We start from the raw sequence: 13,574 nt of genomic DNA, 5'->3' as shown, positions 1-13,574 counted from the left end.
AATTAATATAAAACTAAAATAGTATTAGGGATTATCATGAATATTATTAAAAATTATAATGAAAAAGAATTAACATTATCTGTTGATGGTCGTATTGATACAATTACTTCTAAAGAGTTGGATAATGAAATTAATGAAGAGTTAGGCAATTTTGATTCTTTGATAATTGATTTTACTGACTTGGAATACATTTCAAGTGCAGGACTAAGAGTTTTAATTGCCACCCAAAAGAAATTAAAAGCAGACGATATTCCGTTTATTATTAAAAATGTTAATGATGCTGTTAATGAAATATTCAGAATGTCTGGTTTTGACAAAATCCTGAAGATAGAATGAATTCAATTACTCTGAAACCAGAATTAAACGAATTATATGTTTTAAATGAGTTTATTTTAAATGAACTTCCCGAAGAAAACCTTCAAGTCAATTTCATTGTTGAAGAGATATTCGTCAATATAGTCCATTACTCAAATACAGAATTCATTACAGTTAATGTTGAATATGAAAAACCAACATTGATTTTAGAGTTTATTGACAACGGAATAGAATTTAATCCTCTTTTAAAAGAAAATCCGAATCCTCCAAACAATCTTGACGAAGCCCAAATTGGAGGTTTAGGCATTTTTTTAACTAAAGAAATAGCTGATGAACTTGATTACCATTATATGAATGGTGAAAATCACTTGAAGATAATTAAAAAAGTGGAATGATGAAATCCAAACTGAAAAAAATAGGCATATCATTTGCAATAATGATATTGCTTCATTATGCGCTTTCTCCAGACATGTTTTGGAGCCTTGGGATACAAAGTCCTCATGTGGGATTATTATTTGTTTTAGGTTTGTTATTCGGACCTTATGGTGCTTTAGGTGCAGTATCAGCAAATATTATACTGGATTTATTGGATGGATTTACACTTATTGAAATACTTCCTTCAGCCATTTTTACTTTTGGAATTTCCTATTTGGCATACAAACTTTGGTACACTGGCTTTAGAACTGATAAAATTACAAAACCCTCATTAGATAACATGTACCATCTTGGTATGTTTTCATTAATCATGATAATATGCGGACTTATTTATTCTGCGGTGCATGGGACTTTAATGGGATTTATTATCGGCCATGAAATAGACGAATATGTTTCCGTCGTTTATTTTATGAACTTTATTAATATAGGATTTATCTTTGGAATACTATTCATTTGGATTTCTAAAAAAATCGATTTTATAGAAACTCCAAAAATATCCAAAAAGAAAGTTAACAAAAAGTTATATAAAATATTATTTTGTTCATTAATGATAGTAACCATTTTCACAGTAATTTCCTTTGTCCTGAATGTAAATGAAAACATTCTGCTTGGGGAACTAATACTGACTGGAAGTTTATTATTCGGTTATCTGACAAAACCTTTTGTAGATGAAATTCAGCCAAACGTTGAAAATACAATAACAGAAAAGATTATAAAAAATTTTCTCATAATAACATTAGTAATTGCCATCATGGGACTGGTAATTTCTTTTTTAAGTCTTAATTTTATAACACATCTAGATAATGACAACATCTACTTAATTTTAATGCCTGCACTTATACTTACTGATACAATCATAATTTTATTCTTTATTCCAGGACTCCTGATTTTAAGATATATTGAAAATAAGGTAATGAAACCGATTTTGGCATTTTCTGAAATCGAAGGATTCATTAATGAAAATGAAAAAATAGAAAGTGAAGGTTTGGTGGAAATCTATTCCAAATACATCAATGAGCAAAATGAAATCGGAACACTCGCCCTTTCATACACCGAACTGATTGAACACAACAATAATTATATTGAGAATATCCATAAAATTGAAGGTGAAAAGGAGCGCATAAAAGCTGAACTTGATATTGCAACAAAAATTCAGGCCGCAAACTTGCCAACCAAATCAATCGAAACTGATGATTTCAAAGTTAATGGTTATTCCCAACCTGCAAGAGAAGTTGGAGGAGACTTCTTTGACTACTACATGATAGATGATGACAATTTAGCCATCGTAATTGGAGACGCATCAGGTAAAGGAGTTCCAGCAGCAATTATTGCAATGATTACACAGGTAATCATCAGACAGATATTATATCATTATCAAGATCCGTCAAAAGTTTTACGCCTGCTCAACAATCAGCTGTGTGAAAAAAATTCCGAATCAATGTTTTTAACATTGTGGCTTGGAATCTACAACCGAACAACTAAAAAATTAACATTTTCCAATGCCGGACACAATCCTCCATTAATAAAAGAAGATGGTAAATTTAAATATTTAGAAATTGATACTGGAATCGTCTTAGGAATTATGGAAGACTTTGACTATGTATTGGAAGAGATTATTTTGGAAGATGAAATAGTATTATATACCGATGGAATAACCGATGCAAACAATGAAGATGATAAAATGTACGGTGAGGACAGACTTTTAAACTTCTTCGACGAATTTGAAGGTGAAGTCGATCCAATCAGACCGTTATTAAAGGACATCCATAATTTTACTAAAGATGCAGAACAATTTGATGATATGACATTATTATACTTAAGGATAAAATGATTAGATTAGCTTATTGTAATGTTGAGAATTTAGATTTAAAAAAAGCTTACGGCTTAGTTTCCAAAAATCGCCAGGAAAAAATTGATTTTTACAGATTTGATAAAGATAAAAAACTTAGTTGCGGAGCATATCTTCTTTTAAAAAAATTATTGAGCGAAGAAAACATCAACGACCCAATCTTTAAAAGCCAAAAATATGGGAAGGCATACATATCCAACTATAAAAACATTCATTTCAATTTAAGCCATTCCGGAAAAATTGTTTTGTGTGCAATATCAGATAAGGAAGTTGGAGTAGATGTTGAATATATTGACCCAGAAATTGATTTAAACATAGCTAAACATTATTTTTACAACAGCGAATATGAAAATATCATGAATGCAAAAAACAAATCAGAAGAATTTTTCAAATACTGGGTTTTAAAGGAAAGTTATATGAAATATACTGGACTTGGAATGAACCTGGAGCTGAAAAGCTTTGAAATAATAATTGAAGATACAATCAGACTTAAAAATGATAATAAAAACTTAAAATTCAACCTATTTAATATAAAAAACTATAAAATCGCAACAGCCAGCCATTATGAAGTATCCGAGTTAATTGAAGTAAATATTGATGAATTGTACTGAAAAAAATATCCGAAAATATTTCATTATATAATCCAAATCTTTTTTTGACCCCATAAATTAATTATTTTTTAATAATACTAATTCATTATTCTTTTTTTATAATTTTAATATGCAAGTGAGCACTTACATTCGAAAAACTTTATATAATGTACTTTTAATAAATACTAACAATGAAATGAACCTATTTCATTAAAATAACTTACGGAGGGCTGATATCATGAAAAAATTTAACTTAATATGTTTATTAACAGCATGTGTTTTTATTTTCATAGCAATTTCATGCGTTAATGCTGCTGACATCAATGATACAAGCATGATTGCCCATCAAGACAGCACCATGTCTGTAAATAATCATGTTAATACACCTACAACCGACCAAACACCAATTAGCGAAAAAGTTGATTTAACAAAAGACATACCAACAAGTGTAACCGTAACCAATGATAACAAAAGTCCGAACCACAATTCAAATATTAATCAAACAAAAGATCAATCAGGTTCAATGACTGAGTTAAAAAATCAATTAAAATTCATCAAAAGCGGAAGCACCTACACTTTCAATAAAGATTATCATTTCATATATGGAAAAGACATAATTCACGCAATCGTTATTATGGGAAACAATGTAGTTATTGACGGTAACGGCCACATTATAGACGGTAAAAACTATATGGACCACTTTTTTATAAGCGACAATAATGTTACAATTAAAAATCTGACCATAATACATTTTAAAAATAAATTCAATAGTCCTATTGTCTGGAACGGAAACGACGGAACCCTCAGCAATTGTAGTATCAGTGAAAATTCCGGAGTCATGGGCGGAGCAATAGAATGGAACGGAAAAAATGGAGTAGTCACAAATTCCAACTTCAAAAACAACACAGCTCAAAAAATAGCAGGTGCTATTTACATCAAAGGCGAAAATATGACCGTTCAGAATACAACATTCATCAACTGTGCATCAAAGATAGTTGGTGAAGCTATTTACGTGACACCTAACGTCAAACAATGGAAAGTAACCGGCAAATTCAACAATGTACTTCCAATTGTCGATGGTGGCGAAACAAATATTGACTTAAGCGTTTTATCCAAAACATGTGGAACAAACCTTAATGGAAACCAAATTGACCTTGTTCCATTATTATACAAAGCATTAGTAACTGGTAAAGCAAACTATTTAGACAACAACACCCTATTCTACGGCAGATACATTAATAACAATACCTACGAATTTGTCGTGCACAGAATTTTTAAAAATGAAATCATATACGAAAAACATTTCACTTTCCAAAATGTGAAAAATCAAAATGACATTTGCAATAATCTTATCTCAAATCAAAATCACATGAGCCAAATGCTAATTAAAAACGTGAACATTTGGGATTCTAGCCAATATGACAATGCAGTCGCCATTACCAGCAGTGTTTTGAATAATATTTTAAATTCAATACCTGCCAGTGAAAGAGGATCAGTCGTAAAAGCATTGAACATAAACTTCCAACAGACTTTAACAATTGGTTCAAAAGCAACCTGGAATCCAGTTTCAAGAGGTTTTGATGTATTAAACATCAACGGACACCACTCCAAAATCACTGGAGGATCAAAAAGTGATGAAGAAATCAAATTTGCAACACTTAAAGACGGCAAAATAATCTCAATATCCGATTTGACAGTTGATGGATTCAACACCGCCATTGAAAATTTAGGTGGCACATATTACTTAAACGGAGTCACACTCTCAAACAATAAAATGGATTATATGATTCAGAGGGATTGGGGTGCTGCAATTATCAACACAGGAGAATGCATCTGAACAACTGCTCATTCCTAAACAATTATGCGAAAAACGGTGGTGCAATCTTCAATCAAGGTACTTTAAGAATAAACAACTGCGGATTCCACGGCAATTATGCTTACGGCGAAGGAGATAATATCTGCAACGGAAAAGGCGGTAAAGTAATAGTTGATGGAAAAGACTGCAGTGACGGCACCGGAATTGTTCACTATGCCGAAAGTTATAGCGCAACCAAAACCAAATGGATAACTATAGGGGGCACAATATTAAGCATAGGTGCAGGTATTGCCGCAGGAATCCTTACAGCAAATCCAGTAGCAGGTTTTGCAGTAGGCGCAGCAGTAGGTGCTGGAATAGGTGCACTCAGCGCAGGATTAATTATAGAACACAAATTTGATATAAACTATGATAGAGCTACACTTGCTGCAACTTTAATAATCAGTGATGCATTAAGTGGTGCATTTGGAGGCTGTGCAGCAGGATCAATGAGATTAGCAATGACTTCAGCTACCTATGATGGAATTAACCCTGAATTCACATATTTGGAGAAATATTAGGTAATGTTGTTAAAATAACTGAATGTAAACAAAATGAAATGGAACATGGATACAACTAGTTTAGTTAAAAATCTGTTGATTGGCGCTTCTTTAAGCGCCAACATTACGGATTTATGCCCTCAAACATTATATTTATTAAATCATCAGCATAATAATTTGTTTCAAAATCAAGGTCATGATTATATATTTTCCACAATATAACAGACTGGAACAACATACCAAAGCACATAATAGCCAATGATTTAGGATTGACTTCCCGAATTACGCCTTTTTCTATTTTCAATTTGAAAAATGCTTCCAATTTATTCAATATTACATCAGTGATATCTGAAATTAAGATTTTTTTCTCAGGAATCTCCCTAACTTCTTCCATAGCTACCCTAAGTATACTGAAATCTTCATCTGAAAGATTTAAAATACCGAAAAATGAAATTTTGAGATATTCTTCAATTCCTTGATCCTCTTCAAACTCAAAGATTTCTTCCAACTGATTAATAAATAAGTCAAGATAATAATCTTTTGTAGATTCAACCAGATTATTCTTATTTTTAAAATTTCTAAAAATAGTTACTTCATTCACACCAGCTTCGGCAGCTATTTTTTTGGTAGTTGCCTTAGCAAAACCTTCCTCTTGAAGAATTTTAAATGTAGCTTTGATAATTTTTTCGTCAGTACTGCTATACTCTTTCATAATTATAGTTAAATTTTTAATAATATATATATAAATCAGTATATTTTTTGGTGATTTTTTCAAAAATTATTTGATGTAAAAGCCAAATTAATATTAAATATATTAATTTTGAAATATTATTTCATGAGAGATTTGTCCAATCTTGTGGAAAATAGAATCATAATCCCGGATAAACTAATTGATTATGGTTTCAATCATGATTATATTTTTGAAAAAATACTTTCCCAACCTAATTTCAAAGCTGTAATAACTTATGAAAATGATACTTTAACGGCCAGAGTAATTGATTTGGAGTTAGATGAGGATTATGTTTTAGTGGATGTCAAAACACCAATCGGAAGATTTGCAGCAGAATTAAAAATGGAATATGAAAGCATAATTGAAGACATAATTGACAAATGCACAAGACCCCATGTTTTTAAATTCCCACAATCAAAAAGATTGATGAAATATGTGGAAAATAAGTTTGGTTGCGATTTGGAGTTCCTATGGAAGAAATTCCCAAAGGATGCCATTTACAGAAACAAATTTAACAATAAATGGTTTGCTCTTCTGGTTGCACTTGACAAAACAAAAATCGGCCTTGAAGGTGAAGGAGAAATTGAAATAGTTGTTCTAAAACATGATAATGCATCCAAAGTCATTGACGGTGAGGTAATTTTGCAAGGATATCACATGAACAAGAAATACTGGATAACCATTCCACTGGATGAGAGAATAGGTGATGGGGAATTATTTAGACTAGTTGAAAATAGCTATAGTCTAATATCATGATTATTTAAAAATCATGGTCCCGATACCATCAGTGGTAAAGACTTCCAAAAGCAATGAGTGTTTTTTACGCCCATCAATGATGTGACAGGATTTAACCCCATTTTCAATAGCCTGAACACAGGTTTCTATTTTTGGAATCATACCTCCAGAGATAACGCCCTCCTCAATTAATCCAGGAACCTCATCAATTCTAATCTTTTGAATCAATGAATCTGGATCATTAGGGTCTCTTAAAACACCAGGAACATCAGTTAAGATAATTAACTTTTCTGCACCCATTGCACTTGCAACTTCGCCTGCTGCAGTGTCCGCATTCAAGTTAAGGCTTGTTCCATCTTCGGCAATACCTATAGGAGATATTACTGGAATATAATCATTGTCAATAAACATTTCAAGTAGATCAGTATTGATACAGTCGACTTCACCTACAAGACCCAAATCAACGATTTCCTCATCGATTCTGCTTGCTTCCTTTTTGTGGGCAAATATCAGACTTGAATCTTTTCCTGATAAACTGATTGCATCACCGTCATGTTTGATAAGTTCTGAAACAATTTCTGTTGAAATTTTACCGACCAATACCATTTCAATAATTTCCATTGTTTCTTCGTCAGTTACACGAAGTCCTTTAATGAATTTAGGTTCCTTACCTAACTTATCCATTGATCTGGAAATTTCAGGACCTCCTCCATGAACAATGATAGGTTTCATACCTACATATTTGAGTAAAACTGTATCACGAGCTGTAGATGACTTTGCCTCGTCATCCACCATTGCATGTCCACCATACTTAATTAAAATTTTTTCATCATGAAACTTTTTGATATAAGGTAAAGCTTCAATTAAAACATCTATATCTTTCATTTAATCACTAACAATAATATTTTATTTAATAGTTTATAAAATTAAGCATATGGATGAAGTTGAAAAATATCTTCTCGAACTTGGCGTGAGCAAAGTCGGTTATGCTGATGTTGATGGACTGGCCAGTGAATTCATTGATCTTCCAAATGGAATCAGCCTTGTTTTGAAATTGCCCAAAAAAGCAATGCAGTTAGTTGAAGATGAAGACTATAAAGAGTACTGGAAATGTTTTCATGCCCAAATTGCAAAATTAACCGAAATAGCCCTCAAAGGTGAAGAATACATTAAAAATCTCGGATACAATGCATTTGCCCTGACAATGAGCCGCAATGAATGTGATATGGAAAAACTATTGAGCATTCTCCCATATAAAACAATAGCTACAAAATCAGGTCTTGGATGGATTGGAAGATCAGCACTATTTGTAACACCCGAATACGGTTCTGCAGTAGCTCTTGGAGCAATATTGACAGATATGCCACTGGAATTCGGCGAACCTGTTACAGATTCAGAGTGTGATGATTGTGAAAACTGCCAGAAGGCATGTCCTGTCGGTGCAATCAATCCTCAAAAATGGAACGACCGATTGAATAGGGAAGATATTATAGATATTGAAGTTTGCGGCGAATACATCATTGACCAGTATAAAGCAGGTCTCGGTTGTACAAAATGCATGAGTGAGTGTAAACTCACTCAGGAATATTTAAAAAGAGAATAAAATGAGCATCTAAATGCCCATTTTGAATTTAAACCTGTATTCCTGGTTTACAATTTCCATTCCAATAAAGGAACCTTTCAAGATATCAGCAACTTTCTGCAAGTCACTAGCAGTTATTTCACTACCATTACCAATTGGAGAGAAAAATGTTATCTCATCATCGGTTATGAGGTAGTTCAACAGTTTTGTGTTTTCTTTTTGGTATTTTTCAACAATTGCTAAAATTTCTTCTTCAATTGATTTGTCAAGGTTTGCCATATTATCACCTTTAACTATAATTAATCAGATTAGTATTTAAAGTTTTATACTTGATTTTGGTGTTGAACTTCCCCGCCGTGTAGACGACGGGGATTCGCAAACCCCATAATATTATTAATTTTGGGGGATTTTTACTGCACCGTCGTCCCGACGATTTTCTAATCCTTTATCAAGGATGTTTTTTGCCGCATTAACGTCACGATTGTGATGAGCGTGACAATGCGGACAGTCCCAGTCTCGTATTTTAATATTTCCGAGTCCGCTGATTTTTTTGTTTCTTTTTTTACAGTTGCTGCAGATTTGAGTGGATGGAAAATTACGTGGAACTTTAACAAATTCCACATCTTTATCTTCGCATTTGCGTTCTAATTTGTCTAAAAAAGATCTTGGTGCGTTTAATTGTATGCCGTGACTTAAGCATTTGTTGTGTTTCCACGATATGACGTTTTCATTTTGAACTGCAACAAAAGAACTGTTTTTAACAATATACGCTACATTTTTATTGTAATAGTCCTCTCTTTTGTTTATTAGTTTGCGCATCCATTTGTTGTATAATCTGCGTGATTCCTCATATCTTATAGAACCTGGTTTGCGGCGGTCCATGTCTTTTTGATATCGTATGATGTTTTCTGTTTCCTCGTTTAGGTCAAGATTGGGTATCTCTTCACCATTGGATATGACAGCTAGTTTACTGCATCCGATATCAATTCCCACTTGCATAAGCGGACCGGTTATTGTTTCTGGAATGTGTATGTATTCTATGTTGAAAACTGCATAATAAGCATCGTTGACTCTTTTAACTGTAACATGTTTGATTATTACACTGGAATCGTTTGGGTCGCTTCCTTGTATTAGTAGTTCTTTGTATTTTTTGCTGGTTTTGAATTTTACTATTCCTAATTTGGCTAGTTTTATTTTGTAATATCTTTTTTTGTCTTTGGTTATTCTTACGTTGTTATTGTTGTTCATTATACGAAATGTGAATTTTTTTACTTTTTTACGTGTTTTTAAAACTGGATAATTTGATTTTAAATCATGATTATAAAATCTGTTAAAAGCGTTTATAAGGTCTCTTTGTGCTTGTTGTCTGCTGCTTGATTCTGCTTTTTTTAAAAAAGGATATTGTTGTCTTAACATTTTTAAAATTACACTGCATGAACTGTCATTGACTTTTACTTTATCATCATAACCATGTTGAATCAGTAATCTTCTAAAATTGTTTATAAATTCCAGTTCCTCATCATATATGAATCTGTATATGCCGATGTTGGACTCGATTTTGTTAATGCTGGCTGTTTTTTCTCCATTATCATTTTTATCCATTTTAGTGGGATAAATTCTAATTTCAATATTTTTATTAACAACCTCCATATTTTCAAAACCATCCATCCGCAGTTTTCAATCATTTAATAAAAAAATCACCTGATATTTTTTTACAAATGATATACTATTATTTCTAATGTAATAATATATAAACACTTACAGAGAGCACATGAAAAGTAATCCCCTCCAAAAAAAATGATTAAAAATGTATACCTAAAAAATATTTTAAGGAACAAAAAAAAGATAAAAATACATTATTTTAAGAAATAATCGCCAAAAATAACTATTTACACTAGTATACCCCATGTGCGATTCATCCTCGACTTAAAGAAGTCGAGGTATTCTCGCTTTTTTAAGATAAAAAAGTAACCTAAAACTTTTCACCAAACAGACAAACACCAGTTAGAAAACTCCATATAATCAAAGTATATACGGATAATCGCTCAAAAACAGGCATGTAAATGCTTTCGATATTGAAAAACATTATCCAAAATACAATAACACCAAAAATGCCTAAAACAAGTGTGATTTTTTGATAAAATCCAAAATCATTAATGGACCTTGAAATGAGAACAATTAAAATATTGCCTCCTAAAATTGCCATTACAGCACCCAATGTATGATAACCTGAAGTTAATGGGTTTCCGCCATGAATCAAACCGACAATAATTACTCCTAAAGCAGTTATTAAAGCAAGAATAGAACACACCATTTTATTTTTAATAATATTGTCTTTAAATTTGTAAAAATAGCCAAAAATGAGTGTTAAACCAATTAAAATAAAAGCGGAGTTCATAAGCCAAAATAACGGAGAATTTCCATTAGGAATGCCCAGCTCAGAAATGGTATGAAAAATGTAAGTATTAGTCAAAGAAGCTTTAAAGAAAGTTGCGGAAATAGCTTCAGCTATAATGTAGTATAAACTGCCAATTATCAAAACAATTCCGGCAACTTTATGCTTCATAATCTAAATTCCAAATTTTTTATTGAAGTATTTTTCTTTTACATCAAAGTTCAGCTCTTCAATGTCTGCACCGTCAAGAGCCCTTTGCAATATTTTATAGGCAGTCTTTTTAGGTACAGTAGTATTTTTAATATTTGATTTGACCCAAATCTTATCGAATCTTTTCTTTAAGCTGCCAAAGTCAAATCTCTCAGTAACATTTTTCAAATTAATGATATTTGCATAATTTACCGGATCATATGATGCATAGCTTTGGGAATCCATAACGATAGGATTTAAACCCAATATGTAACGCTGTAAATCATAATCAAGGAAGGACTCATAATCCCCTTCATATGCATAAACATGAGCCTTTGCAGAAAGGGCATCAATAAATACTAAAAATTGATTTGCCATCAATGCTCTTGAAGCAATTTCATCACAGAATTTGTGTGCAGTCTGAATATTGTCTTGAGAAGAACTTGCAACATAGGTTTCATAATCCTCAAACCTGAATGCTACAAGCGCAAACATGTATAAATCTATCCATTCATTTTCTTTCAGGAATTCATATGCCTTATCAGTTAATTCCAGATTATCATATGATTCTTCCTTATCAACAGCCACACTTAAATTTCTCGCATCCCTAGCTTCTTTTAATACGGGCAATACTCTTTCGACCAATTCCTGCTTTTTACCAGAAACTTTAAGACCATTATCTCTTAAAATGTCTTTCAGCTCGGAAACAACATACTTTTTGGATATTGCTTCAGCAGTTATTTCAATATTGGTTGAAACCTCAACATCCCCTTCAAGATAACCTTCACTAACCAAATAGTCAATGCATTCTTCAGCAGATGAAAATGTTCCAAATTGACCTTCATTTATAATATCTTCAAGTTCATAACCGCTGTTTAAAAAATTTAAAACATTAAAAACTTCTAATTTTTTTTCACTCACTTAAACACCTTTTATATTTCATCAGCAATACTGAAAAATTGCCGAATGTTATAATCAAGCTTCCAATCATGAAAGCATATAAGTTTGAAATAAATATCAAAATAATAGCTATGCCAACAACTGTTGCCATTATCATAAGTAATATATCTTTTTTGGTTAATTTAATGTTTTGCCTATAATATTGTTTGTTTGCCATAATTGACAAGTAGAAAATTACAAGAGATATAATCATTAGCACACTTGCAAAGTAGTGATTAACTTCGCCGGAATGGATTAGTTCCAATGCGACTGTAACAAGATTAATGCTTATTACAATGAAATAATGGCTAAACATCAGTCTTAAAGACCTATCAACCCGGTGATGTTCCATCAGGTTATGAATTTGGATTACATAAGACCCAAACATTGTTAAAACAATGAAAAATACCAGAATCGGGATAAAGTTGAAATTTGTAGTGTCGAAGAAATGAGTTAGTCCTACAATTGCCTCACCGAATGTAATGATTGTCAATAGCTCGAATCTCTCAACCAGATGCGGAAAACTGATGATACTATTATCAAATTTACCTCTGATGAAAAACGGCAGGAATGCACCAGTTAGAACAGCCACAACATTTATCCAAATCACATACTGTGACATGTTGAAAAATATGGTCAATAATGCAATTATATAAATTGTACAGACGACAGCTAAAATTGTTATTGAATTACCTGCAGCACCGACCATGGACTTTTCTTCATATGCCTGAATCGAATAAAGAACAACAACTGTTAAAAGTAAAATCAGCATTGCCAAATCAAACGGAAATGCCATTGAAGCCCAATCATGTGAAATTGTATTTGCCATGTAGATTACGGCAATCATATTAACGCAAGCAAGGGCATAATCAAACCACTTCCATTCACCATATCTGTTGACATAGTTTGTAAAGTAAAGCCAAGCCTGAAGAATTACAAAAGACGTAATAAGGTAAGCAAAAAAGTTGTTGGGAGATATAACTCCATTAACGGGTTCTGCAATCAATGCAGTCAATTTTGATATTGCATACACAAAAATTAAATCATAAAACAATTCAATTAGCTTAACAGGTTTAACTTTAACTTCCATTTTTATATCCCAAATAGTTGATATAGAATTATTTATCTGAAATTATAATTAAATGTTGTTTTGAACAACAATGACAATTTCATTTAGAAATTTTGAAAAAAGAAAAAATTAAGGATTGCATGCCTCATCAGCAGCACCCATGACAACACTAATTTCATCTGACAAATTTATCTCAGAAATATTTTTGTTTGAATCGAGTTTTGCAGTATAATAAGCTTGAGCATAATTCATTGTAAGGAAATTAACATCCTTAAAATCAATTATAAAATTATCTTCAGGTAGTTTATTTAAAATCTCAATTAACTCCACTGCATCTTCACTGGATTCAAGATGTGTACCAAATTCAGCACCTACATTAATAAGCATTTTA

At 32.0% G+C, this 13,574-nt stretch carries 16 protein-coding genes; 8 read left to right on the top strand and 8 right to left on the bottom strand.

Annotated features, from left to right (window positions below):
• The first annotated feature begins 36 nt into the window (after positions 1 to 36).
• The 6 genes from IJL02_RS00800 (at position 37) to IJL02_RS00775 (ending at position 5,565) form a co-directional block, all read left to right on the top strand.
• Positions 37 to 336 carry an STAS domain-containing protein gene (locus tag IJL02_RS00800; RefSeq protein WP_292808115.1) on the top strand — a complete coding sequence of 100 codons (300 nt, stop codon included), beginning with the start codon at positions 37 to 39 and terminating at the stop codon, positions 334 to 336.
• Positions 333 to 710: an ATP-binding protein gene (locus IJL02_RS00795; RefSeq protein ID WP_292808114.1), complete on the top strand. Its 378-nt coding sequence runs from the start codon at positions 333 to 335 to the stop codon at positions 708 to 710. Before IJL02_RS00800 ends, IJL02_RS00795 begins: the two co-directional genes overlap by 4 nt.
• Positions 710 to 2,581, top strand: a complete 1,872-nt coding sequence (locus IJL02_RS00790) for a PP2C family protein-serine/threonine phosphatase (protein ID WP_292808113.1) — start codon at positions 710 to 712, stop codon at positions 2,579 to 2,581. The genes IJL02_RS00795 and IJL02_RS00790 overlap by 1 nt, the downstream gene beginning before the upstream one ends.
• Complete coding sequence (locus tag IJL02_RS00785; protein WP_292808112.1) at positions 2,578 to 3,210, top strand: 4'-phosphopantetheinyl transferase superfamily protein; 633 nt, start codon at positions 2,578 to 2,580, stop codon at positions 3,208 to 3,210. The genes IJL02_RS00790 and IJL02_RS00785 overlap by 4 nt, the downstream gene beginning before the upstream one ends.
• A 217-nt stretch (positions 3,211 to 3,427) precedes the next feature.
• Positions 3,428 to 5,026, top strand: coding sequence for a hypothetical protein (locus IJL02_RS00780; protein WP_292808111.1), 1,599 nt, complete (start codon positions 3,428 to 3,430; stop codon positions 5,024 to 5,026).
• Positions 5,017 to 5,565 carry a hypothetical protein gene (locus IJL02_RS00775; RefSeq protein WP_292808110.1) on the top strand — a complete coding sequence of 183 codons (549 nt, stop codon included), beginning with the start codon at positions 5,017 to 5,019 and terminating at the stop codon, positions 5,563 to 5,565. Before IJL02_RS00780 ends, IJL02_RS00775 begins: the two co-directional genes overlap by 10 nt.
• 103 nt (positions 5,566 to 5,668) lie before the next feature.
• Here IJL02_RS00775 and IJL02_RS00770 read toward each other — a convergent pair whose 3' ends face one another.
• Positions 5,669 to 6,256 (bottom strand): TetR/AcrR family transcriptional regulator, encoded by a 588-nt coding sequence (locus IJL02_RS00770; protein WP_292808109.1) that lies wholly within the window; start codon positions 6,254 to 6,256, stop codon positions 5,669 to 5,671.
• A gap of 123 nt (positions 6,257 to 6,379) precedes the next feature.
• Here IJL02_RS00770 and IJL02_RS00765 point away from each other — a divergent pair, with 123 nt between their 5' ends.
• A complete protein-coding gene (locus IJL02_RS00765) occupies positions 6,380 to 7,030 on the top strand; it encodes an MmcQ/YjbR family DNA-binding protein (protein ID WP_292808108.1) in 651 nt (216 codons plus the stop codon).
• Here IJL02_RS00765 and argB read toward each other — a convergent pair whose 3' ends face one another.
• Positions 7,031 to 7,894 (bottom strand): acetylglutamate kinase, encoded by an 864-nt coding sequence (argB, locus tag IJL02_RS00760; protein WP_292808107.1) that lies wholly within the window; start codon positions 7,892 to 7,894, stop codon positions 7,031 to 7,033.
• Between the two features lie 49 nt (positions 7,895 to 7,943).
• Between argB and IJL02_RS00755 the strand changes: the two genes are divergently transcribed.
• Positions 7,944 to 8,612, top strand: a complete 669-nt coding sequence (locus IJL02_RS00755; RefSeq protein ID WP_292808106.1) for a reductive dehalogenase domain-containing protein — start codon at positions 7,944 to 7,946, stop codon at positions 8,610 to 8,612.
• A 9-nt stretch (positions 8,613 to 8,621) separates the two neighbouring features.
• On the opposite strand, the gene IJL02_RS00750 is transcribed toward IJL02_RS00755, so the two are convergent.
• The 6 genes from IJL02_RS00750 to IJL02_RS00725 all read right to left on the bottom strand — a co-directional run bounded on the left by IJL02_RS00750 (position 8,622) and on the right by IJL02_RS00725 (position 13,570).
• Positions 8,622 to 8,870, bottom strand: a complete 249-nt coding sequence (locus IJL02_RS00750) for a hypothetical protein (protein ID WP_292808105.1) — start codon at positions 8,868 to 8,870, stop codon at positions 8,622 to 8,624.
• Between the two features lie 114 nt (positions 8,871 to 8,984).
• A complete protein-coding gene (locus IJL02_RS00745) occupies positions 8,985 to 10,259 on the bottom strand; it encodes a transposase (RefSeq protein WP_292808104.1) in 1,275 nt (424 codons plus the stop codon).
• 304 nt (positions 10,260 to 10,563) lie between these two features.
• Positions 10,564 to 11,157: a DUF998 domain-containing protein gene (locus IJL02_RS00740; protein WP_292808103.1), complete on the bottom strand. Its 594-nt coding sequence runs from the start codon at positions 11,155 to 11,157 to the stop codon at positions 10,564 to 10,566.
• 3 nt (positions 11,158 to 11,160) lie between these two features.
• Positions 11,161 to 12,096: an SAP domain-containing protein gene (locus IJL02_RS00735; protein ID WP_292808102.1), complete on the bottom strand. Its 936-nt coding sequence runs from the start codon at positions 12,094 to 12,096 to the stop codon at positions 11,161 to 11,163.
• Positions 12,089 to 13,204, bottom strand: a complete 1,116-nt coding sequence (locus IJL02_RS00730) for a low temperature requirement protein A (RefSeq protein WP_292808101.1) — start codon at positions 13,202 to 13,204, stop codon at positions 12,089 to 12,091. Before IJL02_RS00730 ends, IJL02_RS00735 begins: the two co-directional genes overlap by 8 nt.
• Before the next feature lie 108 nt (positions 13,205 to 13,312).
• Positions 13,313 to 13,570: a hypothetical protein gene (locus IJL02_RS00725; RefSeq protein WP_292808100.1), complete on the bottom strand. Its 258-nt coding sequence runs from the start codon at positions 13,568 to 13,570 to the stop codon at positions 13,313 to 13,315.
• Positions 13,571 to 13,574: the final 4 nt, after the last annotated feature.

Source organism: Methanobrevibacter sp., assembly GCF_017427765.1.
GTDB lineage: Archaea > Methanobacteriota > Methanobacteria > Methanobacteriales > Methanobacteriaceae > Methanocatella.
This window is presented reverse-complemented; position numbering and strand designations above follow the sequence as displayed.

Bases quoted from the DNA above. Each gene is read 5' to 3' on its own strand.
- IJL02_RS00785 (WP_292808112.1), top strand. From the start codon at position 2,578: ATGATTAGATTAGCTTATTGTAATGTTGAGAATTTAGATTTAAAAAAA.
- IJL02_RS00775 (WP_292808110.1), top strand. From the start codon at position 5,017: ATGCATCTGAACAACTGCTCATTCCTAAACAATTATGCGAAAAACGGT.
- IJL02_RS00750 (WP_292808105.1), bottom strand. From the start codon at position 8,870: ATGGCAAACCTTGACAAATCAATTGAAGAAGAAATTTTAGCAATTGTT.
- IJL02_RS00795 (WP_292808114.1), top strand. From the start codon at position 333: ATGAATTCAATTACTCTGAAACCAGAATTAAACGAATTATATGTTTTA.
- IJL02_RS00745 (WP_292808104.1), bottom strand. From the start codon at position 10,259: ATGGATGGTTTTGAAAATATGGAGGTTGTTAATAAAAATATTGAAATT.
- IJL02_RS00765 (WP_292808108.1), top strand. From the start codon at position 6,380: ATGAGAGATTTGTCCAATCTTGTGGAAAATAGAATCATAATCCCGGAT.
- argB (WP_292808107.1), bottom strand. From the start codon at position 7,894: ATGAAAGATATAGATGTTTTAATTGAAGCTTTACCTTATATCAAAAAG.
- IJL02_RS00800 (WP_292808115.1), top strand. From the start codon at position 37: ATGAATATTATTAAAAATTATAATGAAAAAGAATTAACATTATCTGTT.
- IJL02_RS00790 (WP_292808113.1), top strand. From the start codon at position 710: ATGAAATCCAAACTGAAAAAAATAGGCATATCATTTGCAATAATGATA.
- IJL02_RS00725 (WP_292808100.1), bottom strand. From the start codon at position 13,570: ATGCTTATTAATGTAGGTGCTGAATTTGGTACACATCTTGAATCCAGT.
- IJL02_RS00730 (WP_292808101.1), bottom strand. From the start codon at position 13,204: ATGGAAGTTAAAGTTAAACCTGTTAAGCTAATTGAATTGTTTTATGAT.
- IJL02_RS00770 (WP_292808109.1), bottom strand. From the start codon at position 6,256: ATGAAAGAGTATAGCAGTACTGACGAAAAAATTATCAAAGCTACATTT.
- IJL02_RS00740 (WP_292808103.1), bottom strand. From the start codon at position 11,157: ATGAAGCATAAAGTTGCCGGAATTGTTTTGATAATTGGCAGTTTATAC.
- IJL02_RS00780 (WP_292808111.1), top strand. From the start codon at position 3,428: ATGAAAAAATTTAACTTAATATGTTTATTAACAGCATGTGTTTTTATT.
- IJL02_RS00755 (WP_292808106.1), top strand. From the start codon at position 7,944: ATGGATGAAGTTGAAAAATATCTTCTCGAACTTGGCGTGAGCAAAGTC.